The sequence below is a fragment of the Streptomyces sp. NPDC008163 genome (genome assembly GCF_042956885.1).
GTDB lineage: Bacteria > Actinomycetota > Actinomycetes > Streptomycetales > Streptomycetaceae > Streptomyces > Streptomyces drozdowiczii_A.
Window position 1 is genome coordinate 164,821 of sequence record NZ_JBIBHG010000005.1, and the last position, 26,768, is coordinate 191,588.

Sequence of the window (26,768 nt, forward strand, 5' to 3'; positions counted from 1 at the left end):
GCCGGTCCGTCGATGGTGCTGAAGGACCGGCTTCTCCGGGGTGGGCGATACTGGGTTCGAACCAGTGACCTCTTCGGTGTGAACGAAGCGCTCTCCCACTGAGCTAATCGCCCGGGAACGGGTTGAACCATACAGGGCCGGGCGGCCCCGGTTCAAACCGCTGCCAGCCTGGCCGCGAGCCCGCGCCGCCCGGCTCGCATCATCAGAGCGTGGTTGGCGCGGAACACCGGCCGGCAGGGCAGTGCGAGGACCCGCATCAGCGTCCGGCGCACCTCGACCTCCTGCTCGTAGAGGACGCGGGTGCCGGTGCCGTGCGGGGTGACCGTCCAGCGGACCCAGCCGTCGAGATCGCCGCCGAGCGCGGCTTCGAGGACGCCGTGTGCCGGGTCGTGGCGCTGTTCGCGCACGGTCGTGACGAGGTCGTACGGGAGGACGGAGCGGATGCGGGTGGTGCCGGAGTCGTTGCCGGACCGGGTGGCCTCGCGGACCTGCGGCCACCACCGCGGATAGTCCTCGACGCGTTCGAGCTCGGCGTACACGGCCTCGGGCGGCGCGCGGAACTCCCATGCGCTGACGAATCGGTAGTGGTTCCAGTTCATTGCTCCAGGATGCGCGTACTCAGGCGGGTATCTGAGTACGCGGACGCATGTTCGCCCGCGTGGCGCGCAGCACACTCGCGTCCATGGAACATGTGCCGCCGCCCGCCGAGGAATTGGCGCTCCTCGATAGTGAACTGGCCCGGCTGGACGCCCGACGGGCGCAGCTGCTGACCCGCCGCGCCTGGCTGCTGCGGGCGCTGGAAGCCACCGGTCCCGCTCCCTGGGGACCGCCGCAGGGGCCGGTCGCGCCCTGGGGTCCGGGCTCCGGCGGATTCGGCCCGGCGCGCCCGGCCTCGAAGCGCAGTGTGCAGAACATGCTGCTGGTCCTCGGCGGGCTGCTGCTCGCGGTCGCCGCCCTGGCGTTCACCCTGGTCAGCTGGGGCGATCTGGGCATCGGCGGGCGCAGCGCGGTGCTGACCGCGGTGACGGCCGGGGCGCTGGCCGCTCCGGTGACGCTGCTGCGCCGGGGCCTGGCCGCGACCGCGGAGGCGCTGGTGGCGGTGGCGTCGTTGCTGATGGCGCTCGACGCGTACGCGTTGTACGTGGCGGCCCTGCCGGGGACGAACGGTGCCGCGTACGCGGGGACGGCGGCGGCGGTGCTCGCGCTGCTGTGGGCGGCCTACGGACTGCTCCTGGGCAAGCTGCGGCTGCCGCTTCCGCTGGCGGTCGTCTCGGCGCAGCTGCCGCTGGTGCTGTGGGTGTGGGCGGCGGACGGCGGGGCGCTGTGGTTCTCGGCGGCGCTGCTGGTGACGGCCGCGCTGGACGGCGTGGTGGCGCTGACGGCCGGGCGGACTTCGGTACGGGTCGTGGCGTGCGTGGCCCTGTGCGCGACGGGCGGGGCGGGGCTGCTCGTGGCGCTGGTGGAGTCGCTGACGGCCGCCGGGCCCGCCGGTGCGGTGGTGCCGGGGGCGCTGCTGCTGGCCGGTGCGGCGCTCGCCCTGGCGGGGGCGCGCCGGGCTCCGATGGCGTTCGCGACGGCCGGCGGACTGGTGGCCGGTCTCGCGGCCGTGGCGGCGGTGGGCGGGGTGCCCGCCCCGGCGGTTCCGAGCGGCTGGCCGGTGCTGGTGTACCTGCTGTGCGCCGGGGCGCTGATGACGGCTGTACGGGCTCCGCTGGGCGTCGCGGCGGCCCGGGGGGTCGGGTGGGCGTCGGCAGTCGTGGCGGCCGGTGCGGTGCTGGTGTCGCTGACGCCGGTGACGGTGGTCGCGGCGGGTCCGGTGACGCGGCTGGGCGCGGTCTGGTCCGGTGCGCCGCGCGGCGGGGCCCGGGGCGCGGCGGGCGCGACGGACCTGCCGTGGGACGCGATGGTGTCCGCCCCGGTGGTGCTGCTGCTGGTGGCCGTGGCGCTCGGTGCCGCGTACCGCTGGTGGGAGGGGCTGGTCCGGTGGGCCGGGCCGGTGCCGGCGCCCGGGCCCGCGTGGCGGGGTGCGGCGGGGTCGGCCGCGGTGGCGCTCGGCTGGGCGGGGCTGATGGTGCTGCCGGCCGCGCTGGACCTGTCCTTCGCGGCAGCCCAGGCGGGGCAGCTGGTCCTGGCCGTGGCGGCGTTCGGCCTGGTGGTGGCCGGGCTGCGGGCCGGGGCACGGGGTGTGGCGGTGACGGCCGGCGTTGTCGTGGCGGCCGGTGCGGTGGGCGCGGCACTGCTCTCGCTGGCGACGGAGGCGGCCACGTACACGGCGTTCGGTCTGCTGGTGATGGTGTTCGTGGCGCTGGCGGTGGCCCTGGACCGGCAGGCGGGCGCCTCGCCGGTGGCGGTGTCGGCGGCGGCCTGTGCGGCGGTGGTGTGCGCGGTGGTGCCGATGGCCGCGCTGGGGGCCTCGCTGGGCCTCGCGGTGTACGAGGCGGCTGTGCCGGTGCCGGCGGTGACGGCGGTGACGGTGCTGGTGGGGGCGCGGCTGAAGGGCCACCCGGTGGCCGTGCCGGTCGAGGTGACCGGTGCGGCGGCGGGCGTGGTGGCGGTCGCCATGGCGGTGGCCGACGCGCGGTTCCTGGCGCTGGTGCTCGCGCTGTGCGGGGTGCTCGCGGCGGGGACGGCGCTGCGCCCGGAGCGGCGTGTGGTCGCGGGGTACCTGGCGACGGCGCTGTTCGTTTCGGCGGCGTGGGTGCGGCTCGCGGTGTCGGGGGTGTCGGCCCCGGAGGCGTACACCCTGCCGGTGACGGTGCCGGCACTGGTGGTCGGGGTGCTGCGCCGGCGCCGCGACCCCTCGGCGTCGTCGTGGACGGCGTACGGGGCGGGGCTCGCGGTGACGCTGGTGCCGTCGCTGGGCGCGGCCTGGACGGACCCGCACTGGACGCGTCCGCTGCTGCTGGGGGTGGCGGCCCTGGGGGTGACGCTGGCGGGTGCGCGGCTGCGGCTCCAGGCGCTGCTGGTGCTGGGCGGCGCGGTGCTGGCGCTGGACGCGCTGCACGAGCTGGCGCCGTACGTGGTGCAGGTCGCGGGGGCGCTGCCGCGGTGGGTGGTGCCGGCACTGGCCGGAGTACTGCTGCTGGCGGTGGGGGCGACGTACGAGAAGCGGCTGCGGGATGCCCGGCGGCTGAAGGAGGCGCTGGGGCGGATGAGGTGAGGGCGGGAACGCCGACGGCCCGGAAGCTCTTGGAGCTTCCGGGCCGTCGGTCCGGGTGGGCGATACTGGGTTCGAACCAGTGACCTCTTCGGTGTGAACGAAGCGCTCTCCCACTGAGCTAATCGCCCGGGCGCACCGCAAACATTACCCCATGTCAGCGGCGCCCCCCGACCATCCCGGGGACCGCCCGGAGGTCACTCGTGGATCTTCCAGGGCATGACGATCCCGAACTTCCACACGTAGATCCCGACGAGCACCGCGATGATCACGAGCCCGATCACCGTGAGGGCGATGTTGCGCCGGCGGACCTTCGGGTCGAGCGCCCGCTGGGCGGCCTCGGTGACCTTGCGCCGGGTCCAGCGCAGCACCAGCTGGGCCCAGACGAACTCGGTCGCCCAGATCGCCATGCCACCGAAGATCACCAGCCAGCCGGGGCCCGGCAGCGGCAGCATGATGATGCCGGCCACCACGACGGCGAGGCCGACGACGAAGACGCCGACCTGCCAGCTGATGTGCAGCGCCCGGGACGCCTTGATGAAACCGGGTGCTCTGGAGCCGAGCGCCGGTTCCTCCTTGGTCACTTCCGGTATGACGTCCCCCGTCGCATCACGGGGCGCTTCCCCCGCGGCGGAATCCGGTGCCTTCGCCGCGGCGGCACCGTCCCGCTCGTCACTCTCCGCGTTCATGGATCCAACCTACCGGACCGGCTCGCGTTCACTTGAATGGCCGCATGACGCAAAGTTACACACCGCTGTACGAGCTACCCGAAGCATCTCAAAACGGTCAGAGGGGTTTACAACGCCACCGTAGGTGGCATGTCGATTTCGCCGACGTGCGAATCCCCGAGCGCACACTGAGCGAAAGGCCCTGGCGCTTATGAACACCACGGTCAGCTGCGAGCTGCACCTGCGCCTCGTTGTGTCGAGCGAGTCCTCACTGCCTGTACCCGCGGGCCTGCGGTATGACACGGCCGATCCGTATGCCGTGCACGCCACCTTCCACACCGGAGCGGAGGAGACGGTCGAGTGGGTTTTCGCCCGCGACCTCCTTGCCGAGGGGCTGCACCGGCCCACCGGCACCGGAGACGTACGTGTCTGGCCATCCCGAAGTCACGGCCAGGGCGTCGTCTGCATCGCGCTGAGCTCCCCAGAGGGCGAAGCACTGCTCGAGGCCCCGGCACGGGCCCTGGAGTCGTTCCTGAAGCGGACCGACGCCGCGGTTCCACCGGGCACCGAACACCGTCACTTCGACCTCGATACGGAGCTCTCACACATCCTGGCCGAGAGCTGAGCCAGGCCGAGAGCTGCGGGACGCCGTCCGACTCGGGGAGACGGCGTCGCGCGGACAACCTCATACGGCTGACACCGGCGCCGGTGCCACGGATCCACCGTGGTGACCGGCGCCGGTCCGCGTCCCGGCCGAGCCAGTAGAGTCGTCCGGCATCGGCGGGCACCCGCACGCCGGAGGCCAGGGAGCGAAAGCGTGCTGATCCCCCACGACACCCGGATCGCCCTCGACCTAGTGGTCGATCTGGTGAACACCGCGCCGGAGAGCGAGCCGGAAGGGGACAGCGCGCCTGCCGACGGGCTCGCCGACGTCGCGGCGCTCCACGCGTTCGCCGTACGCCACCGGGTGAGCGGGATCGGCGTGCTCGACCGGCAGGACCTCAAGGCCGTGCACGACGTGCGCGCCCGGTTCGCCGAGGTCTTCGCCGCCGGGGACGCGCGCACCGCGGCCGGGCTGGTGAACGCCCTGGTGGCCGCCGCCGGCACCACCCCGCAGCTCACCGCCCACGACGGCTACGACTGGCATGTGCACTACTTCTCGCCGGACGCCTCGATCGCCGACCACCTGGCGGCCGACTGCGGCATGGCGCTCGCCTTCATCATCGTGGCGGGCGAGACGGAGCGGCTGCGGCGGTGCGAGGCGCCGGACTGCCGGAACGCCTTCGTGGACCTCTCGCGCAACCGCTCCCGTCGCTACTGCTCCAGCCGCACCTGCGGTAACCGCCTGCACGTGGCCGCGTACCGGGCGCGCCGCCGGGAAGCGGCCGGCTGACGGCTCACAGCAGGAAGAGATCGTGCAACGCGGCCATCAGCAACAGGGTGCCGATGACCGTGAGGAAGATCATCAGAGGGGGCTGGGAAAGCGCGAAGAGGCAGCCGCGCGGCTCTTCGCCGGGGGGTGCGGGGGCGTCGCCCCGAGAGATGTCCACCATTTCGGGACGATCATGACGCAGTCCCGGGGGTGCTCCGTACCAACATGCCTCTTCAGGACGGGATTTCACTCGTCATGGGGGCTTCGTTAATCGCTCCGGCGTGCGAGCGCCCAGCACATTTCCTAACTCCGCTCCCCCTCCGGCCCGTCGGCCCGGCGCAGCTCGCGCAGCATCCGCAGCTGCGCCTGGCGCTGGACGCCGGTGCCGCCCTCGTGGCCGTTCCAGGGGTAGATCTCGATCTCCTTGGGCCCCGCCCAGTGGTTGTAGGCCGCGAAGACCGTGGAGGGCGGGCAGATCGCGTCCATCAGGGCGACCGAGTAGAGCGCGGGCACGGTCGCGCGGGCCGCGAAGCTGACGCCGTCGAAATAGGACAGGGTGCGGAAGACCTGGGCGTCCGCGCGGTGCCGGGTGGCGAGGAACCGGACGATCTCCTGGTACGGGTCCTCGTCGGTGATCTCGACGGCCCGCCGGAAGTGCGTCAGGAACGGCACGTCCACGAACGCGGCCTGCACGTGCGGGCTGAGGGCCGATACGGCCTGGGCGATGCCGCCGCCCTGGCTGGCGCCGTTCACGACGATGCGGGCGGGGTCGACGGCCGGGTGGCTGCGGGCGACCTCGACGGCGCGCACCGCGTCCGTGAACACCCGGCGGTAGTAGTACGTCTCCGGGTCGAGGATGCCGTTGGTCATGAAGCCGGGCGCCTGCGGGTTGGCGGCACCGTACGGGTCCGGGGTGGCGCCCGCCGAGTGGTGGTTGACCGCGCCCTGGCCCCGGGTGTCCACGATCAGCGCGGCCCAGCCTGCCGAGGGCCACACGAGGTGGTCGTGGGGCAGCCCGCGCCCGCCGCCGTAGCCGAGGTAGTGCACCACGGTCGGCAGAGGGCCCTCGACGCCCGCCGGGACGTTGAGCCAGGCGCGTATCCGGTGTCCGCCCCAGCCCGCGAACGACACGTCGTACGAGTCGACCGCGGCCAGCGCGCCGTCGTAGGGCGCGAACTCGGCGTCCAGCGGGTGGGCGGCGGCTTCGTCCAGGGTGAGCTGCCAGAAGGCGTCGAAGTCCTCCGGCTCGTCGAGGTGGGGCCGGTAGCCGTGCAGCTGGTCCAGGGGCAGGTCGAACAGGGCCATCGCTTCTCCGTTTCGGGCACGCGGAAGGGGGCGGCGTCCGCCGCAGGTCCGCGTGTCCCGCCCCCGGTGTGATGGGGCCCGAACGCATACGTTCACGGCCCAGCGGGACGCTATGCGGCGTCGCCGGGCAGGGTCAAGGAATCGCGGGCGACCCGCGCGCAGCGATTCACCTGGTGAGACGGGTCGGGCCCCGCCGCGTGGTGCGGCGGGGCCCGACCGGAAGGCTTGGGGTGTCAGATGCCGTGCTTCTTCAGAATGGCCTCGATGTCGCTGAAGTCCTCGCCGGCTCCGGCCGAGGAGGACTGCTTGCCCTGCTTGCCGCGCGTACGCGTGGCTTGCGGCGAGGAACCCGCACCGAGCGAGGGAGCCGACGCGGCCGGTTCCACGGCCTCGCCCCGGGCGGCCCGGGCGGCGGCCCGGCGCTCCTTGCGGCTGCCGCCGCCCCGGCGCTCGACCGCGCGCGTGATCATGAAGAGCAGCCAGGCGATGCCCAGCAGGCCGAAGCCCAGCCAGACGCTCGGCTTGAAGGCGATGTCCGACACCCACTTCACCACCCCCGTCAGCACCAGGCCGACCGGCACCAGCGAGTAGGCGGCGATCCTCGTCGCGGTGAGGAACCGCTTGCGGTAAGCGGTGACGGCCGCGATGCCCAGGCCCGCCGCGGACACCGCGGAACAGATGGTCTCGGCAAGCATCGGTGCCTCCTGGCGCAGGGGGATACGTCCCTTCCATCCTGCACCGGCCACCGGGCGGGCGGCCATGCCCCGGGCCCGTATCAGGGAGATCTCAGGGCCGGGCTCCTCCCCAGGTGCCGGGCGGCCTGCCTGCCGTGCACCCTGCGAGACTGGCCCCATGAGCGATTCCACCCCCGCCGCACCGGTCGTCCTCGACGTCTGGTGCGAGCTCCAGTGCCCCGACTGCCACCACGCCCTCACCGATGTGCACGCCCTGCGGGCCCGGTACGGCGACCGGCTGGACATCCGGCTGCGGCACTTCCCCCTGGAGAAGCACAAGCACGCCTACGCCGCCGCGCAGGCCGCCGAGGAGGCCGTGTCCCAGGGCGACGGCTGGCGGTACGTCGAGGCGGTGCTCGCACGCACCGGTGACCTCGGGGACCGGGGCGAGAAGCTGCTGGTCGAGGTGGCCGGGGAGCTGGGTCTGGACGCGGAGGAGTTCGACACCGCGCTCATCGACGGCCGGCACATGCTGATCGTGGACGCGGACCAGGCCGAGGGCAAGGCGATCGGGGTGACCGGCACGCCGACGTACGTGATCGGCGGGGAGCGCCTGGACGGCGGCAGGAGCCAGGACGGGCTGCGCGAGCGGATCGAGGAGATCGCCGACCGGCTCCTGGCCGGACAGGGCTGAGGAGGCGGGAGCTACAGCGGCTTGGCCAGGTTGTGCCGGGTCGTCTCGTAGCCCAGCGACTCGTACAACCGCAGGGCCGGGGTGTTGGCCGTGACGACGTGCAGGCCGATGCGCCGCTCGCCCGCCGCCAGGGCGATCCGCTCGGCCTGGAGCATCAGGGCGCGTCCGTAGCCGCGCCCCCGGTACCGTTCGGCCACCTCCACGTCGAACACGTAGCCGATACGCAGGCCGGGGTGCATCTCGAACGGCGCCTCCCAGACATGGCCGACCGTCTCGCCCTCGTGGCGCAGATGGTCGAGCCGCGCCCCCTTGGTGGCGAGGCCGTCCGGCAGATGGCGGGCGTGGGAGGCGCGGGCCGCGGCGGGCGCCGCCTCGCGCGGGACGCCCCGGCTCACCAGGTTCTCCGTGTAGGCGGCGATCGCGTCGCGCTCCCAGGCGGCGAACTCCTCGGGCGTCATCGGGTGCGCGGTGAGCCCGTCCGGGAGGGGCGGGGCTTCCCCGGGCAGCGTCTTGACCATGTTGCGGCTGCGCTCGGTGTAGCCGAGCACGGCGGCGAGCCGCTGCCCCGCGGTGTCCCCGGCGGCCACCTCCGTACAGACCTGGGTGCAGCCCCAGCCGCGCAGGATCTCCTCGGAGGCCAGCGCGGCGATGGTGCCCCGGCCGCGACGGCGGACCGCCTCGTCGATCCGCAGGGCTCTGATCAGGCCCGTCGCCCCGCCCGCACCCGGCTCGACGGCGAGCTCGACGGAGCCGACGGGGCGTCCGTTGTCGCACACGTCGTACGCGCGCCGCTGTGCGCCGTCGGCGCCTGACTGGATCGGCCCGGCAGGCCGCAGTGTCGTCGTCATCAGGTGGTTTCTATCCCCTGCGCGGGGACCCGTCACCCGTATTTACGCGGACGGGCCGTTGCCGGTCACGGGTCGAGGTCGTCGGCCGCGCGCTCCTCGAAGATCCGCATCGCCTTGGCGGTCACCGGTCCCGGTGCGCCCGGCAGCTCCCGGCCGTCGACCCGGTGGACGGCCTGTACATCGCGGAGGGTGGAGGTCAGGAAGACCTCGTCGGCCCGCCCCAGCACGTCGAAGGGCAGGTCGGTCTCCTGTGCGCCGGTCCACTCCACGGTGAGCGCGCGGGTGATTCCGGCCAGGCAGCCGGAGGCGACGGGCGGGGTGTGGAGCTGCCCGTCCAGGACGACGAAGACATTGGACCCGGTGCCCTCGCAGAGCAGCCCGGCGGTGTTGGCGAACAGCGCCTCGGACGCGCCCTGCTCGTGGGCGCGGGCGAGGGCGACGACGTTCTCCGCGTACGAGGTGGTCTTGAGGCCCGTGAGCGCGCCCCGCTCGTTGCGGGTCCAGGGCACGGTGACGACGGCCGTGGTGTCGGGGCGGCGCGTCACCTCGCCGAGGGCGACGACGAGTCCGGGGCCCTCGTTGCCGCGGTCGGAGCCGAGGGGCGAGATGCCGCCGGTGTACGTGATCCGCAGCCGGCCCAGTCCGACCGGGTTGGCCTCCACGACGGCGGCGCAGGCGCGGCGCACCTCGTCCGGGTCGGGGGCGGGCAGGCCGAGGCCCCGGGCGGAGCGGGCCAGCCGGTCGAGGTGGCGGGTGAGGGCGAAGGGGCGGCCCTGGGAGACCCGGAGCGTCTCGAAGACGCCGTCGCCGACGGTGAGCCCGTGATCGAGCACGGACACCCGGGCGTCGTCGGCGGGGCGCAGCTCGCCGTTGACCCAGATCCTCATGGTGCGGTCCTTCCGGTTGCTTCGTATGCGCCCGACGCTACAGCGAGCAGCCTGGACGCCTTCAGTTCGGTCTCGTCCCACTCGCGTTCCGGATCGGAGCCCCAGGTGATGCCCGCGCCGGTGCCGAAGCGCAGCAGGGGTGCGGGTCCGGTGCGGTCGGTCCAGAAGGTCCTGATGCCGACGGCGAGCGAAGCGGTCCCGCGGTCGGCGTCCACCCAGCCGATGCCGCCGCAGTACGGGCCGCGCGGGGCGGTCTCCAGTTCGCCGATGATCCGCAGCGCGCTGGACTTGGGGGCGCCGGTGACCGAGCCGGGCGGGAAAGCGGCGGCGATGATCTCCGGCCAGCCGGCGCCCTCGGTGAGGCGGCCGCGCACGGTGGAGACGAGGTGGACGAGACCGGGGTGCTTCTCGACGGCGCAGAGGCCGGGGACGGTCACCGAGCCGGTGGCGCAGACCCGGCCCAGGTCGTTGCGGACCAGGTCCACGATCATCACGTTCTCGGCGTGGTCCTTCTCCAGCAGATCCGCCTCGGTGCGCCCGGTGCCCTTGATGGGCCCGGACTCGACCGTGCGGCCGTCCCGGCGCAGGAAGAGCTCGGGGGACGCGGTGGCGATCTCGACGCCGTGCGCGGGGAGCCGAATCGTTCCGGCGTACGGGGCCGGGTTGCCGCGGGCCAGCAACGCGGTGAGGGCGTCCACGTCGGCCGGGCCCGGTCCGGGCAGGGGCGCGGTCAGCACGCGGCAGAGGTTGGCCTGGTAGACCTCGCCGGTCGCGATGTACGCGCGGATGCGCCGTACGCCTTCGGTGTAGGCCGCCCGGTCGAGCGAGGAGGTCCAGTCGCCGGCGGCCGGGCCGCGCCAGGCGCCGGGGACCGGGGCGGGCACGGGGGCGGGGCGCACGGTGTCGAAGCGGGCGCAGGTCAGGGAACCCTCGAAGCCCGCGCAGACGGCCCAGAAGCCGGACGAGTCGAGGGCGGCGGGATCACTGGTGACATCCCGCAGACCGGAGGCGACGAGGCCGCCGAAGCGGGCCATGGGAGCGAGGTCGTGCACGTCCGCGAGTGTAGGACGGCGCACGGTGACCCGCGCCGGGGCGAGCGCACCTCAGCACGCTGCACAAACGCGTTTTTGTACTGGCCCGGGAATCCGCTAGAGTTCAACACGTCGCCGGGACGCGCAAGCGGACCGGGAAAGACAAGCGGACGTAGCTCAGTTGGTAGAGCGCAACCTTGCCAAGGTTGAGGTCGCCAGTTCGAACCTGGTCGTCCGCTCGCAGAAGGCGGGGGATTCTTCCCGGACTCCCGCCCCTGGTGGAGTGGCCGAGAGGCGAGGCAACGGCCTGCAAAGCCGTCTACACGGGTTCAAATCCCGTCTCCACCTCCAAGGACGATTAGCTCAGCGGGAGAGCGCTTCCCTGACACGGAAGAGGTCACTGGTTCAATCCCAGTATCGTCCACTGATCCGCAAGGATCACCGGTCCGTAAGGATCACCCGCGCGATTAGCTCAGCGGGAGAGCGCTTCCCTGACACGGAAGAGGTCACTGGTTCAATCCCAGTATCGCGCACGCAGTACACGCAGGTTCACCTGCGCGATTAGCTCAGCGGGAGAGCGCTTCCCTGACACGGAAGAGGTCACTGGTTCAATCCCAGTATCGCGCACTGTCACGAAGCCCCGGTCGTCTCGGCGACCGGGGCTTCGTCGTGCTCGGTCAGGAGGAGAAGAGCATGCGGCCGAAGCTCTTCTGCCGGTAGTGGCCGTGGTGGCCACCGTGGTGCGGGGCGCCCCAGGCGGGCGCGGGGGCGGCGGGGTACGCCTGCGGCGGGGCGGCCGGTGGCGGGGCCTGCTGGGCCCACTGGGACTCGATGCGGGTCAGCGTCTCCAGCTCGCCGTAGTCCAGGAATATCCCCCGGCAGCCGCTGCACTGCTCGATCTGGATGCCATTGCGGTTGTACGTGTGCATCTGCGCGTGGCACTTGGGACACTGCATGTTCGGGCTCACTCCTCGCCGTTGGTTCGCCGTCGCCGGAATGCATGCCCGCCGACGGTCGGTTCACCCTACGACGTGCGCTCGGCCGCCAACTCGGGCGGGAGCGAGGCAATTCGGGCACAGGCGTCGATCATCACCTGTTCCACCTCATCCGGAGCCCGGCCCTCCGCCGTCGACTTGGCCCAGGCGAGCGCGGCCGTCTGTACGGTCAGCGCGCGGGCCGCGACGTCGAGGGCGGGCCAGGGGTCGCCCTCTGCGGGTACGGCGGGGCCCCCGCCGGCCCGGTAGGCATCCAGGAAGCGGAGCCAGACGTCCGGCGGGAGCAGCCCGGCCGCGTACCAGGCGGCGGGGCGCGCGAGGTCCCAGGAGGGGTCGCCGAGCCCGGCGTCGTCCACGTCGATGAGAAGCCAGGGGCCGTGCGGGGCGGGGTGGCGCACGAGCTGGCCCAGGTGGAGGTCGCCGTGGCAGAGGTGCGTGCCCCGGCCGGGCGGTGGCGCCTCGCCCCTCGCCCAGCCCGGCAGCCCGCGCCAGGCCGCGAGCACGGGGGCGACGGCCGGGTCGCCGGGGCGGGCGATACGCATCCGGTCGACGGCGAGCGCCGCCTTGGCCGGGCCTCGCATGGCGGGGAGCGGCCCCGGGACCCCGGTCCGGTGCAGCCGCGCCAGGAGCATCCCGGCCTCCTCCCACGGCGCCGCGTCGGGGTCGCCCGGGTCGACGGGCCCGCCGTGCGGCCAGAGGGTGACGGGGCGGCCGTGCATTTCGGTGAGGAGGCCGCCGGGAGTCACGGGCAGGGGTGCCAGCAGGATGCCGTCCCGCCCCGGCCCGGCCGCCAGGCGCAGCCGTGCGGCCAAGCCCGCCGTGTCCGTATCGGCGGCGTGCGCCTTGGCGACGACCGGGCCGCTGCGGACGACGACCCCGTCGTCGCGTTCGGCGAGCACGACGGGCGGCGGGCAGGGCCGGGGGCCGCAGCCGGCGGGATGGGCCGCCCGGTGGGCGAGGTCCCCCAGCGCGCGGACGAGTGCGGTGGTCACGGTCTCCCCGGTGGCGCGGAACGGGCTGGGGCGGTCGCCCCGGCCGAGGGTACGCGCAGGGACCGCGCCGCCCCTGAGCGGCCGGCCGCCGAGGGGGCGGCGCGCCGTGCGGCGTCGGTGTCCGCTCAGGCGGCGTCCGGCGGCCGGGCACCGGCTGTCACGGCGGACACGCAGGGAGGGCGCCGGGGTCCGGGTCGGGGCGGCAGGGGCGCTCCGGCATGGCGTACGCGGACGGGTGGCGGTCGGAGGCATGTGGGCCCGGGCAGCGCGATGTCCGGTCAGCTCCCCAGCTGACCGGACAAACGCTGCCGTCCGCCGCACCCCCGTCCCCACGGGGTTGTTGGCCGGATGTCCCGGTCCGGACCGCTCTTCCGGACCCGGGGCGCCGCTCAGCGCCCCAGCATCACGCCCACGGACGACGCCTGTGTGACCACTGCTTCCCAGCCGCCGAAGACGACCACGAGCAGGGCCGCCAGGGGAAGGACCATGGCGGTCGCCACCAGCGGGTGGCGGCGGCCGGACGCGGCGTACGAGCCGCGTGTCCGCGTGCGGACCACCGTCCGTGCTGCCGTGTCAGCCATGGTTCCTCTCCTGACCTGATGTGAGGCGGCGGGCGTTTGACCTCGGGGGACGAGTGCGACGCCCGCCGCTTGGACACAACATTAGGGATCCGGGGGGCGGGCGGCGTCATGCCCGCGTACCGAATCCCGGGCCTCCCGGAGGATGAGCCGCGCTCGGTCGGCGTACTCCCCTGGGTGGAGACGGGCTACGCGGGGTTGGGGTCTTCCCGGAGGGGACGCTCGGAGCTGTCCTCCCTGGGGACCGGTTGTTCGACCAGGGCGAGGACCCTGGTCGCCATGAAGCGGGCCGTGCGCACCACGGACCCGTTTCGGGTGACTTCACTCACTTCGACCACGCCCCGGCGGACCGCGGTCTCCACCCGGCGGCCGGCCCGGGAGGCCACCACCTCGTAGGCCCGGGTGCTGTCCCCGGCGTCCACCACTATCTCGACTCGATCGCCCTTCACTGATCCAATCCCCCTTCTGCGACGGACCTTTGAGATCTCGCACGGGCCGGGGCGCCTGGATCCGCGGCTCCCTGACCACTCCTCAAGTCTCCCACCCGCCACTGACAATCGAATCTCCGTTGAGGGCGCGGCCTCTGAGCACCCCGGGCGGCGGGTACGTAAGCTGTGCCTCGTCAGGCGTACCAGGCAGCGGGGATGGGCAGACATGGCGATGATGCGGCTCCGGCGCGAGGACCCGCGTGTCGTCGGCTCGTTCAGGCTGCACCGGCGGCTCGGGGCCGGCGGGATGGGGGTCGTCTACCTGGGTTCGGACCGGCGGGGCCAGCGCGTCGCACTGAAGGTGATCCGCCCGGACCTGGCGGAGGATCAGGAGTTCCGGTCACGGTTCGCGCGCGAGGTGTCCGCCGCCCGGCGGATCCGCGGCGGGTGCACGGCCCGGCTGGTCGCCGCCGATCTGGAGGCGGACCGCCCCTGGTTCGCCACGCAGTACGTTCCGGGGCCCTCGCTGCACGACAAGGTGGCCGAGGAGGGCCCGCTGTCGGCCGCGGAGGTGGCCTCGATCGGGGCAGCGCTCTCCGAGGGCCTGGTCGCGGTGCACGAGGCCGGGGTGGTCCACCGGGACCTGAAGCCGTCGAACATCCTCCTCTCCCCCAAGGGCCCCCGGATCATCGACTTCGGGATCGCCTGGTCGACGGGCGCGTCCACGCTGACGCACGTCGGTACGGCGGTGGGCTCGCCCGGCTTCCTCGCGCCCGAGCAGGTGCGGGGCGCGGCGGTGACGCCGGCGACGGACGTGTTCTCGCTCGGGGCGACGCTGGCGTACGCGGCGATGGCCGACTCGCCCTTCGGACACGGCAGTTCCGAGGTGATGCTGTACCGCGTGGTGCACGAGGAGCCCCAGCTCTTCGATGTGCACGACGCGCTGGCGCCGCTGGTGAGCGCCTGCCTGGCGAAGGACCCGGAGGAGCGGCCGAGCACGCTCCAGCTGTCGATGCGGCTCAAGGAGATCGCGGCGCGCGAGGCGCAGGGGCTGCACGAGAGCCGGCCGCCGGTCCAGCGCTCGGCCCAGGAGGCGGACCGCCCGACCGGGCGGCTGGACGGCCCGTACACCGAGCAGCAGACCCGCCGGGCGGCCGGTCCGGCGCCGGGGTCGCGCCCGCAGAACCGGCCTTCGGCGGCGCGTTCCGCCCCCGCCCGCACCGGTGGCGGCCGGCCGGCGCAGCAGCAGCCGCGTGGGACGGCGCGGCCGGCCAGGCGTCCGCAGGGCACCAACGGGACGAACGGCAGGCCGGGCACCCGGCCCGGGACCCGGACCACCTCGACGGGGCGGCGCCCGGCCAACCCGAAGCTGCTGCGGCAGCGGCTCGTCGTCTTCGTGGTGGTGACGCTGCTGGTGGCGCTGGGGATCGCGGCGGCGCAGGGCTGCCAGGGCCCGGCCCGGGGGCTGGGCGTGGACCTCGGGCACGGCCCGAGCCAGACCCAGCCCCAGGCCCAGACCCAGAGCCGGCCGTAGTCAGCTCTCGGGGCGACCCGTGGCCACCGCGTAAAAGGCGACCGCGGCCGCCGCGCCGACGTTCAGCGAGTCCACACCGTGGGCCATCGGGATGCGCACCCAGCGGTCGGCGGCGGCGAGGGCCCGGGCGGAGAGGCCGTCACCCTCGGCGCCGAGCATCAGGGCGACCCGGTCCATCCGGTGCGGCGCCGCCTCCTCGATGCTGACGGCCCGCTCGGCGGGCGTCAGCGCGAGCACCGTGAACCCGGCTTCGCGTACGGCTTCCAGCCCTTGCGGCCAGGTGTCGAGCCGGGCGTACGGTACGGAGAACACCGCGCCCATCGAGACCTTGACGGAGCGCCGGTAGAGCGGGTCGGCGCAGTCGGGCGAGAGCAGGACGGCGTCCATCCCGAGGGCGGCGGCGCTGCGGAAGATCGCGCCGATGTTCGTATGGTCGTTGACGGCCTCCATGACGGCCACGCGGCGGGCCGTGCGGAGGATGTCGCCGGCGGCCGGGAGGGGCTTGCGCTCCATGGAGGCGAGGGCGCCCCGGTGCACGTGGTAGCCGGTGACGCGTTCGGCGAGGTCGGGGGCGACCGTGTAGACGGGGGCGTCGCTCTCCTCGATGACGTCCCGCATCTGGTCGACCCACTTCGCCGAGAGCAGCATGGACCGCATCGTGTACCCGGCCTGCCGGGCACGGCGGATCACCTTCTCGCCCTCCGCGATGAAGAGGCCCTCGGCGGGCTCCTTCCTGCGCCGGAGTTCCACGTCGGTGAGGCCGACGTAGTCGCCGAGGCGGGGGTCGTCGGGGGTGTCGATGGTGAGGGGTTCAGCCACGGTTATGGTGCTGCCTTGTCCGGTGGGGGTGCCGACGGTCGGGGGCTGTTACGCGGGCTACTCGCCGCTCGTCGCGAGGTCGGCGCCGACCTCCACGACCGCGCCGATCACGATGACGGCGGGCGGGCGGACGTCCTCGGCGGCCACCCGCTCGGCCACGGTGGCGAGGGTCGCGTCGACGCGGCGCTGGGCAGCCGTGGTGCCCTCCTGGACGAGGGCGACCGGGGTCTCGGGCGAGCGGCCGTGCTCCACGAGCGTACGGGCGATGACGCCGATCTTGTCGACGGCCATCAGGAGCACCAGGGTGCCGCGCAGCTGGGCGAGGGCCGCCCAGTCGACCAGGGAGCGTGCGTCGTCGGGGGCGACGTGTCCGCTGACCACGGTGAACTCGTGGGCGACGCCCCGGTGGGTGACGGGGATGCCGGCCGCGCCGGGGACCGAGATGGAGCTGGAGATGCCGGGCACCACGGTGCACGGGATGCCCTCGGCGGCGAGCGCCTGGGCCTCCTCCATGCCCCGGCCGAAGACGAACGGGTCGCCGCCCTTGAGCCGGACGACCGCCTTGCCGGCCTTGGCGTGCTCGATCAGCGCGTTGTTGATGGCCTCCTGGGCCATGTAGCGGCCGTACGGGATCTTCGCGGCGTCGATCACCTCGACGTGCGGCGGGAGCTCGTCCAGGAGGTCGCGGGGGCCGAGGCGGTCGGCGATGACGACGTCCGCCTCGGCGAGGAGGCGGCGACCCCGGACGGTGATGAGGTCCGGGTCGCCGGGGCCGCCGCCGACGAGGGCGACGCCTGCGGTCCGGGTGCGGTGGTGCGGGGCGGCGATGCTGCCGTCGCGCAGGCCCTCCACGATCGCGTCGCGGACGGCGGCGGAGTGGCGCGGGTCGCGGCCGTGGGCGCCGGCGGTGAGCACGGCGACGGTGACGCCCTCGCTGCGGCCGGTGGCGGGCGTCCAGGCGGTGGCCGCCTCGGCGTCGTCGCTGCGGACGCACCAGGTGCGGGTGCGTTCGGCCTCGGCGGAGGCGGCCTCGTTGGCGGCGGCGTCATCGGTCGCGATGAGCGCGTACCAGGTGTCGGTGAGGTCGCCGTCGGCATACCTGCGGCGCTCCCAGCGGATCTCGCCGGCGTCCGCCATCGCCTCGACGGAGGGGGTGGCGGACGGCGACACGAGGACGATGTCGGCGCCGGCCGCGATGAGGGCGGGGAGGCGGCGCTGCGCGACTTGGCCGCCGCCGACGACGACTACGCGGCGCCCGTTGAGGCGCAGTCCGACGGGGTAGGCGGGGCGATCGGCGTGCGTGGCCATGGTGGTGCGGGCTCCTCGGGGCGGTGCGGAAGCGCGGGCCGCTGCGGCGGTGGAGCGGCGTGAATGGGGTGGGTGGGGATCACGATACGGGGTGGGCGGCGGCGCCTGCGGCGGGCCATGTCCCCTCCCCGCCCCTTCCCGAAACCGGGGCTCCGCCCCGGACCCCGCGCCTCAAACGCCGGCGAGGCCGGATTTGCCTCCGTCGCCGCACATCTGCGACGACGGAGGCGAAAATCAAGCCCCTGCGGCGGTTGAGCAGCGAGGGTACGGGGGCAGAGCCCCCGCAACGAGCCGTGCTACTTCTCCGTCACGCCCGCCGAGTCGAACGTCGCCACCTCGTGCATCGCCCGCGCAGCGCTCTGCACGATCGGCAGCGCCAGCAGCGCCCCCGTGCCTTCGCCGAGGCGGAGGTCCAGGTCGACCAGCGGGCGCAGGCCCAGCTTGTTGAGGGCGGCGACATGGCCCGGCTCCGCGCTGCGGTGGCCCGCGATGCACGCGGCCAGGGCCTCCGGGGCGATCGCCCGGGCCACCAGGGCGGCCGCGCCCGCGCTGACGCCGTCCAGAATGACCGGCGTGCGCAGCGACGCGCCGCCCAGCAGGAAGCCGGCCATCGCGGCGTGCTCCAGGCCGCCGACGGCCGCCAGGACGCCGATCGGGTCCGCCGGGTCGGGCTGGTGGAGTTCCAGCGCGCGCCGCACCACGTCGATCTTGCGGGCGTGCATCTCGTCGTTGATGCCCGTGCCCCGGCCCGTGACCTCGGCCGGGTCCATCCCGGTGTACACGCAGATCAGCGCGGCCGACGCCGTCGTGTTCGCGATGCCCATCTCGCCGGTCAGCAGGCCCTTGTTGCCCGCCGCCACCAGGTCGCGGGCGGTCTCGATGCCGACCTCGATCGCCGCGTGGACCTCCTCGCGGGTGAGCGCGGGGCCCGTGGTGAAGTCCGCCGTGCCCGCCCGTACCTTCCGGGGCAGCAGGCCCGGCATCGGGGGCAGTTCCGCGACCGCGCCCACGTCGACCACGCACACCTCGGCGCCCACCTGGGACGCGAACGCGTTGCACACCGCCCCGCCGCCGAGCATGTTCGCGATCATCTGGCCGGTGACCTCCTGGGGCCACGCCGTGACGCCCTGCGCGTGCACCCCGTGGTCGCCCGCGAACACCGCGACGGCCGCCGGCTCGGGGATCGGCGGCGGGCACATCCGGGAGAGCCCGGCCAGCTGCGCCGAGATGATCTCCAGCATGCCGAGCGCACCGGCCGGCTTCGTCATCCGCTTCTGGCGCTCCCACGCCTCGCCGAGCGCCTTGGCGTCCAGCGGGCGGATGTTGGAGATCGTCTCCTGGAGCAGATCGTGCGGCGCCTCGCCGGGCAGGGCGCGGCGGCCGTACGTCTCCTCGTGGACGACCCAGGACAGCGGGCGCCGCTTCGACCAGCCCGCCTGCATCAGCTCCGGGTCCTCGGGGAACTCGTCCACGTACCCCACGCAGAGGTACGCCACGATCTCCAGGTGCTCCGGCAGTCCCAGCGCGCGCACCATCTCGCGCTCGTCGAAGAAGCTGACCCAGCCCACGCCCAGGCCCTCGGCGCGTGCCGCCAGCCACAGGTTCTCCACGGCGAGCGCCGACGAGTACGGCGCCATCTGCGGTTGTGTGTGCCGGCCCAGCGTGTGGCGGCCGCCCCGCGTCGGGTCGGCGGTCACGACGATGTTGACCGGGGTGTCGAGGATCGCCTCGATCTTGAGTTCCTTGAACTGCTTCGCCCGCGCCTTCGGCAGCGACTTCGCGTACGCCTCGCGCTGCTGCTGCGCCAGCTCGTGCATCGAGCGGCGCGTCTCGGCGGACCGGATGACCACGAAGTCCCACGGCTGCGAGTGGCCGACGCTGGGCGCCGTGTGCGCGGCCTCCAGGACGCGCAGCAGCACCTCGTGCGGGATGGGGTCGCTGCGGAAGCCGTTGCGGATGTCCCGGCGCTCCCGCATGACCCGCAGGACCGCTTCGCGCTCGGCGTCGTCGTAGCCGGGCGCGGGGGGCGTGGCGGGCGCCGCTTCGGGGGCCTCGGCCGGTACGGGCTCCGCCTCGTCGCTGAGGTCCGGGGTCTCGATGACCTCGGGGCCGGGCTCGGGGGCGGGTGCCTCCGGCTGTATCGGCTGTTCGGCGGCCGGGGGGATGGCCTCCGGCTCGGGGGCGGCCTGCGGCTCGGGGGCCGGCACGGGCTCGGCCGCGGCCTCGGGCTGCGGCTCGGCAGCCGGTACGGGCTCGGCGAGCGGTGCCGCCTCGGCGACCGGTACGGGCTCCGGCTCGACCACCGGGACCGGCTGCGGCTCGGGGGCCGCCACAGGCTCCGCCACCGCGACGGGCTCCGGTTCGGCGGCCGGGGCCGGTGCGGGCTCCGGTTCGGGGGCCGCCACGGGCTCCACCACGGCCACCGGCTCCGGCTGCGCGGCCGGAAGGGGCTCCGGCTCGGCGGCCCGCACGGGCTCCGGCTCGGCCGCCTGCACGGGCTCCGCCGGCGGCTCGGTGGCAGGTGCGGGCTCCGCGACCGGGACCGGCTCGGGTTCCACCACGGCGACGGGCTCCGGCGCCACGACTTGGGCCGGCTCCGCCACGGCCACCGGCTCGGGCTCCGCCACGGGCCCTGCGACCGGCTGCTCGGCGACCGGCGCCGGGGCCTCCGTCTCGGCAACCTGTGCCTCGGGCGCCGGTGCCTCGGCCGCCGGGGCAACGGGCGCGGGCTCCACGACGGGCGCCTCCGGCGCCACGGGCTCCACGACCGGCTGCTCGGCGACCGGCGCCTCCGGGGCCGTCCACTGGTGGGCCGTCTGCGGCGGGATCTCGCCCAGCTGGGGGCCCGGGAGGGGCTGGTCCGTCGGCTGGGGGCCGAAGTACTCGGGCTCGGCCGTCACCGGGCCCGCGTGGCGGGCGGGGGGTGCGCCGGCGGGGCCGCGGTCGGCCAGGGAGCGGACCACACCGGCCCCCGCCGTACCCCCGTAGGACGGCTCGGGCGAGGCCGGGCCGCGGTGCAGCGGGCGGCGCACGGGCGGCTGCGCGGCGGGGGCGGGGATGCGGACGGCGCCGAGGTCGACGGAGCCGGAGTCGCGGCCTCCGGACTCGTGCGTGCCGGGGCCGGTCTCGGGCAGCGGCGCGGCGGCGGCCTGGTGCATGGCGTACGCGGGGGCCTGCTCCTGGAGCTGGACGGGGCCCTGGGCGTGCGCCGGGTCGGCCGGCTGGGGGTGGAGGTGCGGCTGGTAGGCGCCCTGCGCGGCGGGGTCCGTGTAGGGATCCGTCGGCTGAGCGGCCGGCTGGGGTTCGCCCCAGGCGCCCTGGGCGCTCGGCATCAGGAGGAGGTCGTCGTCCTCGGGGGTGTGCGCGGAGGGTTCGAGGTAGGTGTAGGAGTCGGGCGCGGGGGCGCCCGGCTGCTCCACCGTGCCCGCGTTCTCCGGCAGTCCCTCGCCCGGGATCCGGCCGGTGTCACTCATGCGTTCCCCTCGCCCATCGTCAGTGCTCCTTCGGCCCTTCGCCCGGGGACGCCCGGACACGGCACGCGGTGCTCGTCCGGTGGAACGAGCGGGCGCGCCGCGCGGCACGAATCGGTCGCGGACATCCTGCATTCTCGCGGTCGTTCGCCGCCGCGGCAGCTCATTTCGCCACGGCCCGCTGTGGACTGCGCCACGTTGCGCGTCCCAGGGTGCTGCCGTACCACAACGGGGACCAAAACGGTCCCCTTTTCCGGACATTGACGAACGAAGCGACGAACGTCCGGGAGCGGTGCGACGATCGGCCAGCCTACCTCGCACCGCTTGCCGACGGGTCAGGGGGCAAGGTCCGAACGAAGTGCGGAAAGCAGAAAGACGACCGTGCGTTCGCGCTCCGACCAGGCGGCCGTGTCGAGTTCCACGGACTGGAGGAGCGAGCAGTCGACCGTGTAGCCGTTTCCGGCCAGTGCGGCACCGAGTGCCTCGGCCTCGTCGCGGGTGGAGGCGTGCGTGACGATGCGCTCCGGACGACGGTCCGCGACGGCGGTGGCGACAGGGACTCCGCCGCCTCCGATGCGTACGACATCGGGCTCGGGCAGCCGTTCCAGCACGTGCGGGGCGCGGCCCTCGACGACCTGGAGCTGCACGCCGAAGGCGCGTGCGGCGGCCGTGGTGCGGGCGCAGGCGTCGGGGTCGCTGTCCACGGCGAGGACCGCCGCTCCGAAGCGGGCCGCCTCGACGGCCAGCGCGCCGCCCCCGGAGCCGATGTCCCAGACGAGGTCGCCGGTGCGGGGGCCGAGGTGGGCGAGCTGGGCGGCGCGCAGGACGGGTTGCTCGCCCTCCCCGCCCTCCCCCGCCGGGCGCGCGCCGGGGTCCGGGTAGGCGCCGGCGGGCAGGGCCCATCCCCGTACTCCCTGCGGGTAGGCGGGGTGGCGGCCGGCGATCCAGGCGCCGTCGGCCTGGTGTTCGGGGCCGCCGCCGATGACGATGACGACGTTGGGGTCGCGCCAGACGTGGTCGGCGGCGGTGTCCGAGGTGACGACGGTGACCTGTTCGCGGTCGGTGCCCAGCTCCTCGCAGATGACGAACGTGCGGTGGACGCCTTCGAGGAGCAGGGCCAGTTCGGCGGGTCCGGCGCCGGGCGAGGTGAGGACGGCGACCTTGTGGTGGGCGCGGCAGACGTTCACGGCGCGGCGCAGGGTGCGGGGGTGGGCGACGACCGTCTGGGCGTCCTCCCAGGGCATGCCGGCGCGGGCGAAGGCGGTGGCGACGGAGGACACGGCCGGGACGACCTCGACCTCCAGGCCGTGCTGCGGGACGCGCAGGGTGCGGACGACGCCGAAGAAGCCGGGGTCGCCGTCGGCGAGAACGACGGCGCTGCCGCGGTGGCCCGCGATGCGGCGGGCCGCGAGGTCGACGGAGCCGAGGCGGATGCGTTCGGCGCTCCGGGGGATTTCGGGCAGCGCGAGGTGGTGGGCGGCTCCGGCGACCAGGGTCGCGGCCGAGAGCGCTGCGGTGGCCGCTCTGTTCAGCGGCGAGCCGTCCCAGCCGATCACTGTGACCCGGTCGGCCATCTTGGTGTCATTCTCCTGGAGTCGTCGCAGGCGGGGCAGGTTGCCCGGGTGCGGGCAGGGTGAGGTTACCGGGTGCCCTCCGGCCGGCTGCCGGGGCCCCGTCGCCGGTCAGTTCCAGTCGTTGTAGGTGCCGTAGCCGCCGGCGTCGGCGAGCTGCTCGGCGACGCCTTCGAGGTCTTCGGGGAGCAGGCCCCAGACGATGAGGTCGGTGCGGATGTCGGTCCATCCGCCGTCCTCCGTCTGGGAGCGCGCTATGCGGGCGTTGCGCAGGACGCCCTCGCTGATGCAGCCGAGTTTCTGGGCCACCTGCTGGGAGGCGGTGTTGTCGGCCGCGGTGCGCAGTTCGATGCGCTCGAAGCCCTGGTCGCGGAAGAGCCACTGGGCGACGGCGAGCACGGATTCGGTGGCGTAGCCCTCGCCGCGGGCCCAGGGCGCGGTGATGTAGGCGGCCTCGGTGGACAGGGTGCGCCAGTCGGTGTTGCGCAGCCGCACGGAGCCGACGAGGCGCTGGGTGAGGAACTCGGTGACGGCCAGGGCGATCCCGTCGCCCTTGGTGCGGTGTGCCGGAGCGATTCTGCGCACCCAGCGTTCGGCGTCGACCTGGGTGTAGGGGTGGGGTGCGTCGGTCCAGGCGGTGACCAGCTCGTCGTTCATCATCTCGATGTACGCGGGGATGTCCGCCATGTCGAATGGGCGCAGCACCAGCCGGTCCGTGCTGATGGAGATGTCCGGGAAGGTGGAAGTCATGCGCAGCTCCATGCCGAAGACCGTGTAAATGCACAGCATGCAGCATCGCCGGGGGCGCGTGCATGGCCGGGTCGGTACGGCGGAGCCCCGCACCCCCCGGGCGGGGGGTGCGGGGCTCCTGGGGCAAGTGCCGCGTACGGGTCAGGACTTGGCGTCACCGAAGGCCGGGACGACCGAGCCCTGGTAGGTGTCGTCGATGAACTTCTTGACCTCGTCGGAGTGGAGGAGCTTCACGAGCTTCTGGACACGCGGGTCCTTCTCGTTGCCCTTCTTGACGGCGACGATGTTGGCGTACGGGTTGCCGTCGGCCTTCTCCAGGACGAGGGCGTCCTTCGCGGGCTTGAGCTTGGCCTCGATCGCGTAGTTGCCGTTGATGACGGCGGCGTCCACGTCGTTCAGGGCGCGCGGGACCGTGGCGGCCTCCAGCTCCTTGAACTTCAGGCCCTTCTTGTCGGTGATGTCGCTCAGCTTGGCGCTGGTGCCGACGCCGTCCTTGAGGGTGATGAGGTGGTTCTCGGCGAGCAGCTGGAGCGCGCGGCCCTCGTTGGTGGTGTCGTTGGGGACGGCGATGGTCTGGCCGGCCTTGATGGCGTCGAGGCTCTTGGCCTTCTTGGAGTAGAGGCCGAGGGGTTCGAGGTGGACGGTGCCGACGGAGACCAGGTGGGTGTCGTTCTTCTTGTTGAAGTCGTCCAGGTAGGGCTGGTGCTGGAAGAAGTTGGCGTCGACCTGGCCGGTCTCGGTGGCGGTGTTCGGCAGGACGTAGTCCGTGAACTCCTTGACCTCCAGCTTGAGGCCGGCCTTCTCGGCGAGGTTCTTCTTGACGAAGCCGAGGATGTCGGCGTGCGGCGTCGGGGACGCGGCGACGACGAGCGCCTTGGAGGTGTCGCCGCTCTTGGACGACGGGTCGGAGTCCGTGCCGCAGGCGGTGAGGCCGAGGGCGAGGGCGGTGGTGGCCGCGGCGGCGGCGGTGATCTTGATGCTGGTACGCACGAAAAGTGCCTCTTTCAGGTGGTGATGGTGGTGCGCCCGGACAAGGAGTGCGGGCTTGGTGGGGAGAAAGGTCAGGAGGTGCGGCCGCGGCGGGCCAGCAGGCGGACGGCGAGGTCGCCGATCAACTGGACGAGGGTCACGATGACGATCAGCAGCGCGACCGTGATCAGCATGAACCGGTTGTCGAAGCGCTGGAATCCGTAGGTGACGGCCTTGGAGCCGAGCCCTTCGCCGCCGACCGCGCCGGCCATCGCGGAGTAGCCGATGAGCACGATGACGGTGGTGGTGATCCCCGAGACCAGGGAGGGCAGGGCCTGCGGGAGGAGGACCTTGCGCACGATCGTCGGGATGGAACCGCCCATCGACTGGACCGCCTCGACGAGCCCGTGGTCGACCTCGCGCACCGCCGTCTCGACCAGCCGGGCGAAGAACGGGATGGCTCCGACGGCGAGCGGCACGATCATGGCGGTGGGGCCGATGAAGGTGCCGACGACCCAGGTGGTGAACGGGATCAGGGCGATCAGCAGGATGATGAACGGCAGCGAGCGGCCGATGTTCACGATCACGCCGACGACCTTGTTCACCGGGGTGTTCTGGAGCAGTCCGCCCTTGTCGGTGAGGACGAGGAGGACGCCGAGGGGCAGTCCGACCAGGACGGTGACGAGGGCGGACCACAGCACCATGTAGAGGGTGTCGACGGTGCCCTGCGACAGCAGCGGCTGCATTTCGGACCAGGTCACTTCGCCACCTCCTTGGTGAGCGGTGCGGGTACGGAGACGGGTGCGGCGTCCACGAGCTCGGCCTGGAGGCCCTGCTCGCGCAGGAAGCCGATCGGGACGACGTTCTCCTCGAACGGGCCGGGCAGTTCGATGCGCATGCGCCCGATCTGCTTGCCGCCGACAGTGTCCATGGCGGCGCCGAGGATCGAGATGTCGATGTTGTACGTACGGGAGAGCTGGGAGATCACCGGGCGGGCGGCGGCCTCGCCGTGGAAGGTGACGTCCACGACGGTGCGGTCGGGCGCGGAGGCGGTGCCGCCGACGGGGAACAGCTCGTGGGCCAGCTCGGAGCCGGGGGTGGCGAGCAGTTCACCGACGGTGCCGGACTCCACGATCCGGCCGCCCCGCATCAGCGCGGCGGAGTCGCAGACGGTCTTGACGACATCCATCTCGTGCGTGATGAGCAGGACAGTGAGTCCGAGCTGCTGGTTGAGGTCGCGCAGCAGCTGGAGGATGGAGCGGGTGGTCTCGGGGTCCAGGGCGGAGGTCGCCTCGTCGGACAGCAGCACCTTGGGGTCGCCGGCGAGGGCGCGGGCGATGCCGACGCGCTGCTTCTGGCCGCCGGAGAGCTGGCCCGGGTAGGCCTTGGCCTTGTCGGCGAGGCCGACCAGGTCGAGGAGTTCGAGGGCCTTGCGGGAGCGCTCGCGGCCGGTGACGCCGAGGATCTCCAGGGGGAGTTCGACGTTGCGCTGCACGGTGCGGGAGGCCAGCAGGTTGAAGTGCTGGAAGACCATGCCGATGCGGCTGCGCGCCTCGCGCAGCTCCTTGCCGGCCCGGCGGCCCCGGCCCGCGAGGGCGGTGAGGTCCTGGCCGGCCACGGTCACGGTGCCGGAGGTGGGGCGCTCCAGGAGGTTGACGCAGCGGATGAGGGACGACTTGCCGGCACCGCTTCGGCCGATGACGCCGTACACCTCGCCCTCGCGTACGTGGAGGTCGACGCCGTCCAGGGCGGTGACCTCGCGGTCGCGCGAACGGTAGACCTTCGTGAGGCCCGTCGTGGTGATCACAGGGGTTTCCGTCACTGTCGAGTGCGCGGCGCGGTGTCCGCCGGGCACGGGGCATGCGTCCGGGGGTGATCCGGACGTTTTCGATCGGACGTTCCGAGCGGTTCCCGGGGCGTCCGGGCGCGGCGGTCACCGCGGGCCGGGGCCCGTACGGGCGGCCGGGAAGGATCTCGCTTCGGGGCGCGAGGCTCGGTCGTGGGCCCTCAGAAGGCGCGCATTCGACCCATACAACGAGCACCGGGCGTCGTGATCGCCTCGGTCGCAAGGGTGCGGCTGCTCGTCGTGGTCATGGGCCCAAGTAAAACAGACGTGAGTTCGCCGCCGGACCGGTTGTCCGGATAGCGGACAGCCATGGATGGGCCGGCGCGGCGGTCCCGTATCAGCCGAAGCTTTCCAGTCACACCGCTCTGACCTGCGACGATGCGCTCGTCGCAGACCCGGCCAAGCCCCTCCCCCGGCGCCCGGACGCAGCGCACCCTGTGGTCAAGGCCACGATCCCCGGCGAACCGGGGGCGAGGACGGCGGGCCCGGCGCGCCGTAATACCCTCGGCTCATGCTCGACGCCCTGACGGTCGCGGTCGCCGTGGCCGCCCTCGCCCTCGCCGCCTGGTGCGGATACGCCGCCTACCGGGACCAGCCCACCAAGGACTGGCACTTCATCGGCATGGCCGTCGTCTCGCTGCTGGCCCTGGCGCAGCTGGTGACGGGGATCGTGCAGCTGGCCCGGGGCGAGCGGCCCGAGCAGGGCATGACCATCTTCATCGCGTACCTCGCCGGGGCGTTCCTCGCCGTACCGGCGGCGGGGTTCCTGTCACTGAGCGAACGGACCCGCTGGGGCTCGGTGACGGTGGCGGCGGGCGCGGTCGTCCTGGCCGTCCTCGAAGTACGGCTCTACGACATCTGGGGAAGCTGAC

The 26,768-nt window shown here is 73.6% G+C and carries 26 protein-coding genes and 7 tRNA genes; 11 read left to right on the plus strand and 22 right to left on the minus strand.

The window, feature by feature from the left end:
- Positions 1-41: 41 nt before the first annotated feature.
- Positions 42-113: transfer RNA gene (locus ACFZAT_RS13375), tRNA-Val, on the minus strand.
- Positions 114-152: 39 nt separating this feature from the next.
- Positions 153-599 carry an SRPBCC family protein gene (locus ACFZAT_RS13380; protein ID WP_391263806.1) on the minus strand — a complete coding sequence of 149 codons (447 nt, stop codon included), beginning with the start codon at positions 597-599 and terminating at the stop codon, positions 153-155.
- Between the two features lie 83 nt (positions 600-682).
- Between ACFZAT_RS13380 and ACFZAT_RS13385 the strand changes: the two genes are divergently transcribed.
- Positions 683-3,160, plus strand: a complete 2,478-nt coding sequence (locus ACFZAT_RS13385; protein WP_391263807.1) for an SCO7613 C-terminal domain-containing membrane protein — start codon at positions 683-685, stop codon at positions 3,158-3,160.
- Between the two features lie 56 nt (positions 3,161-3,216).
- On the opposite strand, the gene ACFZAT_RS13390 is transcribed toward ACFZAT_RS13385, so the two are convergent.
- Both ACFZAT_RS13390 and ACFZAT_RS13395 read right to left on the minus strand, forming a co-directional pair.
- Positions 3,217-3,288 (minus strand) — tRNA-Val (locus ACFZAT_RS13390).
- 66 nt (positions 3,289-3,354) lie between these two features.
- Positions 3,355-3,846 carry a TIGR02611 family protein gene (locus ACFZAT_RS13395; RefSeq protein ID WP_391263809.1) on the minus strand — a complete coding sequence of 164 codons (492 nt, stop codon included), beginning with the start codon at positions 3,844-3,846 and terminating at the stop codon, positions 3,355-3,357.
- A gap of 190 nt (positions 3,847-4,036) precedes the next feature.
- Here ACFZAT_RS13395 and ACFZAT_RS13400 point away from each other — a divergent pair, with 190 nt between their 5' ends.
- Both ACFZAT_RS13400 and ACFZAT_RS13405 read left to right on the plus strand, forming a co-directional pair.
- Complete coding sequence (locus ACFZAT_RS13400) at positions 4,037-4,450, plus strand: SsgA family sporulation/cell division regulator (RefSeq protein WP_003959770.1); 414 nt, start codon at positions 4,037-4,039, stop codon at positions 4,448-4,450.
- 192 nt (positions 4,451-4,642) lie between these two features.
- Entirely contained in the window at positions 4,643-5,218 is a 576-nt protein-coding gene (locus ACFZAT_RS13405; protein WP_391263810.1) for a CGNR zinc finger domain-containing protein, read from the plus strand.
- 4 nt (positions 5,219-5,222) lie between these two features.
- Here the strand turns inward: ACFZAT_RS13405 and ACFZAT_RS13410 are convergent, their stop codons facing one another.
- The 3 genes from ACFZAT_RS13410 to ACFZAT_RS13420 form a co-directional block, all read right to left on the minus strand.
- Positions 5,223-5,378 (minus strand): hypothetical protein, encoded by a 156-nt coding sequence (locus ACFZAT_RS13410; RefSeq protein ID WP_391263812.1) that lies wholly within the window; start codon positions 5,376-5,378, stop codon positions 5,223-5,225.
- A 122-nt stretch (positions 5,379-5,500) separates the two neighbouring features.
- The gene (locus ACFZAT_RS13415; RefSeq protein WP_391263813.1) at positions 5,501-6,502 is read right to left on the minus strand and encodes an acetylxylan esterase; all 1,002 of its coding nucleotides are present in this window, start codon (positions 6,500-6,502) and stop codon (positions 5,501-5,503) included.
- A 233-nt stretch (positions 6,503-6,735) separates the two neighbouring features.
- Positions 6,736-7,197 (minus strand): hypothetical protein, encoded by a 462-nt coding sequence (locus ACFZAT_RS13420; RefSeq protein WP_391263814.1) that lies wholly within the window; start codon positions 7,195-7,197, stop codon positions 6,736-6,738.
- Between the two features lie 157 nt (positions 7,198-7,354).
- On the opposite strand from ACFZAT_RS13420, the gene ACFZAT_RS13425 reads away from it, so the two are divergent.
- The gene (locus tag ACFZAT_RS13425) at positions 7,355-7,870 is read left to right on the plus strand and encodes a DsbA family protein (RefSeq protein WP_391263816.1); all 516 of its coding nucleotides are present in this window, start codon (positions 7,355-7,357) and stop codon (positions 7,868-7,870) included.
- An 11-nt stretch (positions 7,871-7,881) separates the two neighbouring features.
- Here the strand turns inward: ACFZAT_RS13425 and ACFZAT_RS13430 are convergent, their stop codons facing one another.
- The 3 genes from ACFZAT_RS13430 to ACFZAT_RS13440 all read right to left on the minus strand — a co-directional run bounded on the left by ACFZAT_RS13430 (position 7,882) and on the right by ACFZAT_RS13440 (position 10,639).
- A complete protein-coding gene (locus tag ACFZAT_RS13430; RefSeq protein WP_391263818.1) occupies positions 7,882-8,718 on the minus strand; it encodes a GNAT family N-acetyltransferase in 837 nt (278 codons plus the stop codon).
- Positions 8,719-8,783: 65 nt separating this feature from the next.
- Complete coding sequence (locus ACFZAT_RS13435) at positions 8,784-9,605, minus strand: aminotransferase class IV (RefSeq protein WP_391263820.1); 822 nt, start codon at positions 9,603-9,605, stop codon at positions 8,784-8,786.
- The gene (locus tag ACFZAT_RS13440) at positions 9,602-10,639 is read right to left on the minus strand and encodes a chorismate-binding protein (RefSeq protein ID WP_391264273.1); all 1,038 of its coding nucleotides are present in this window, start codon (positions 10,637-10,639) and stop codon (positions 9,602-9,604) included. Before ACFZAT_RS13440 ends, ACFZAT_RS13435 begins: the two co-directional genes overlap by 4 nt.
- 163 nt (positions 10,640-10,802) lie before the next feature.
- Between ACFZAT_RS13440 and ACFZAT_RS13445 the strand changes: the two genes are divergently transcribed.
- From ACFZAT_RS13445 to ACFZAT_RS13465, 5 genes are all read left to right on the plus strand, one after another.
- Positions 10,803-10,875 (plus strand) — tRNA-Gly (locus tag ACFZAT_RS13445).
- 38 nt (positions 10,876-10,913) lie between these two features.
- A tRNA-Cys gene (locus tag ACFZAT_RS13450) sits at positions 10,914-10,987 on the plus strand.
- 1 nt (position 10,988) lies between these two features.
- A tRNA-Val gene (locus ACFZAT_RS13455) sits at positions 10,989-11,060 on the plus strand.
- Between the two features lie 37 nt (positions 11,061-11,097).
- Positions 11,098-11,169, plus strand: a tRNA-Val gene (locus tag ACFZAT_RS13460).
- Between the two features lie 22 nt (positions 11,170-11,191).
- Positions 11,192-11,263, plus strand: a tRNA-Val gene (locus ACFZAT_RS13465).
- A gap of 50 nt (positions 11,264-11,313) precedes the next feature.
- Here the strand turns inward: ACFZAT_RS13465 and ACFZAT_RS13470 are convergent.
- The 4 genes from ACFZAT_RS13470 to ACFZAT_RS13485 all read right to left on the minus strand — a co-directional run bounded on the left by ACFZAT_RS13470 (position 11,314) and on the right by ACFZAT_RS13485 (position 13,650).
- Complete coding sequence (locus ACFZAT_RS13470; protein WP_073967826.1) at positions 11,314-11,592, minus strand: zf-TFIIB domain-containing protein; 279 nt, start codon at positions 11,590-11,592, stop codon at positions 11,314-11,316.
- A gap of 68 nt (positions 11,593-11,660) precedes the next feature.
- Entirely contained in the window at positions 11,661-12,623 is a 963-nt protein-coding gene (locus ACFZAT_RS13475; RefSeq protein WP_391263822.1) for a phosphotransferase, read from the minus strand.
- Between the two features lie 389 nt (positions 12,624-13,012).
- Positions 13,013-13,204 carry a hypothetical protein gene (locus ACFZAT_RS13480; protein WP_143626140.1) on the minus strand — a complete coding sequence of 64 codons (192 nt, stop codon included), beginning with the start codon at positions 13,202-13,204 and terminating at the stop codon, positions 13,013-13,015.
- Positions 13,205-13,389: 185 nt separating this feature from the next.
- Complete coding sequence (locus ACFZAT_RS13485) at positions 13,390-13,650, minus strand: hypothetical protein (RefSeq protein WP_391263825.1); 261 nt, start codon at positions 13,648-13,650, stop codon at positions 13,390-13,392.
- Between the two features lie 205 nt (positions 13,651-13,855).
- Here ACFZAT_RS13485 and ACFZAT_RS13490 point away from each other — a divergent pair, with 205 nt between their 5' ends.
- A complete protein-coding gene (locus ACFZAT_RS13490; protein WP_391263827.1) occupies positions 13,856-15,163 on the plus strand; it encodes a protein kinase in 1,308 nt (435 codons plus the stop codon).
- Here ACFZAT_RS13490 and ACFZAT_RS13495 read toward each other — a convergent pair whose 3' ends face one another.
- The 8 genes from ACFZAT_RS13495 to ACFZAT_RS13530 all read right to left on the minus strand — a co-directional run bounded on the left by ACFZAT_RS13495 (position 15,164) and on the right by ACFZAT_RS13530 (position 25,857).
- A complete protein-coding gene (locus tag ACFZAT_RS13495) occupies positions 15,164-15,982 on the minus strand; it encodes a TrmH family RNA methyltransferase (protein ID WP_391263829.1) in 819 nt (272 codons plus the stop codon).
- Between the two features lie 57 nt (positions 15,983-16,039).
- Entirely contained in the window at positions 16,040-17,290 is a 1,251-nt protein-coding gene (cobA, locus tag ACFZAT_RS13500; RefSeq protein ID WP_391263831.1) for a uroporphyrinogen-III C-methyltransferase, read from the minus strand.
- A 296-nt stretch (positions 17,291-17,586) separates the two neighbouring features.
- Complete coding sequence (gene cobT / locus ACFZAT_RS13505) at positions 17,587-20,763, minus strand: nicotinate-nucleotide--dimethylbenzimidazole phosphoribosyltransferase (RefSeq protein WP_391263833.1); 3,177 nt, start codon at positions 20,761-20,763, stop codon at positions 17,587-17,589.
- A gap of 332 nt (positions 20,764-21,095) precedes the next feature.
- The gene (gene cbiE, locus ACFZAT_RS13510) at positions 21,096-22,334 is read right to left on the minus strand and encodes a precorrin-6y C5,15-methyltransferase (decarboxylating) subunit CbiE (protein ID WP_391263835.1); all 1,239 of its coding nucleotides are present in this window, start codon (positions 22,332-22,334) and stop codon (positions 21,096-21,098) included.
- A 108-nt stretch (positions 22,335-22,442) separates the two neighbouring features.
- Positions 22,443-23,120 carry a GNAT family N-acetyltransferase gene (locus ACFZAT_RS13515; protein ID WP_073967835.1) on the minus strand — a complete coding sequence of 226 codons (678 nt, stop codon included), beginning with the start codon at positions 23,118-23,120 and terminating at the stop codon, positions 22,443-22,445.
- A 102-nt stretch (positions 23,121-23,222) separates the two neighbouring features.
- Positions 23,223-24,071 carry a MetQ/NlpA family ABC transporter substrate-binding protein gene (locus ACFZAT_RS13520; protein ID WP_391263838.1) on the minus strand — a complete coding sequence of 283 codons (849 nt, stop codon included), beginning with the start codon at positions 24,069-24,071 and terminating at the stop codon, positions 23,223-23,225.
- A gap of 71 nt (positions 24,072-24,142) precedes the next feature.
- Positions 24,143-24,811 (minus strand): ABC transporter permease subunit, encoded by a 669-nt coding sequence (locus tag ACFZAT_RS13525; protein WP_391263840.1) that lies wholly within the window; start codon positions 24,809-24,811, stop codon positions 24,143-24,145.
- A complete protein-coding gene (locus ACFZAT_RS13530) occupies positions 24,808-25,857 on the minus strand; it encodes an ATP-binding cassette domain-containing protein (protein ID WP_391263842.1) in 1,050 nt (349 codons plus the stop codon). The genes ACFZAT_RS13525 and ACFZAT_RS13530 overlap by 4 nt, the downstream gene beginning before the upstream one ends.
- Positions 25,858-26,407: 550 nt before the next feature.
- Here ACFZAT_RS13530 and ACFZAT_RS13535 point away from each other — a divergent pair.
- Positions 26,408-26,767, plus strand: a complete 360-nt coding sequence (locus ACFZAT_RS13535) for a hypothetical protein (RefSeq protein WP_018103833.1) — start codon at positions 26,408-26,410, stop codon at positions 26,765-26,767.
- Position 26,768 lies beyond the last annotated feature (1 nt).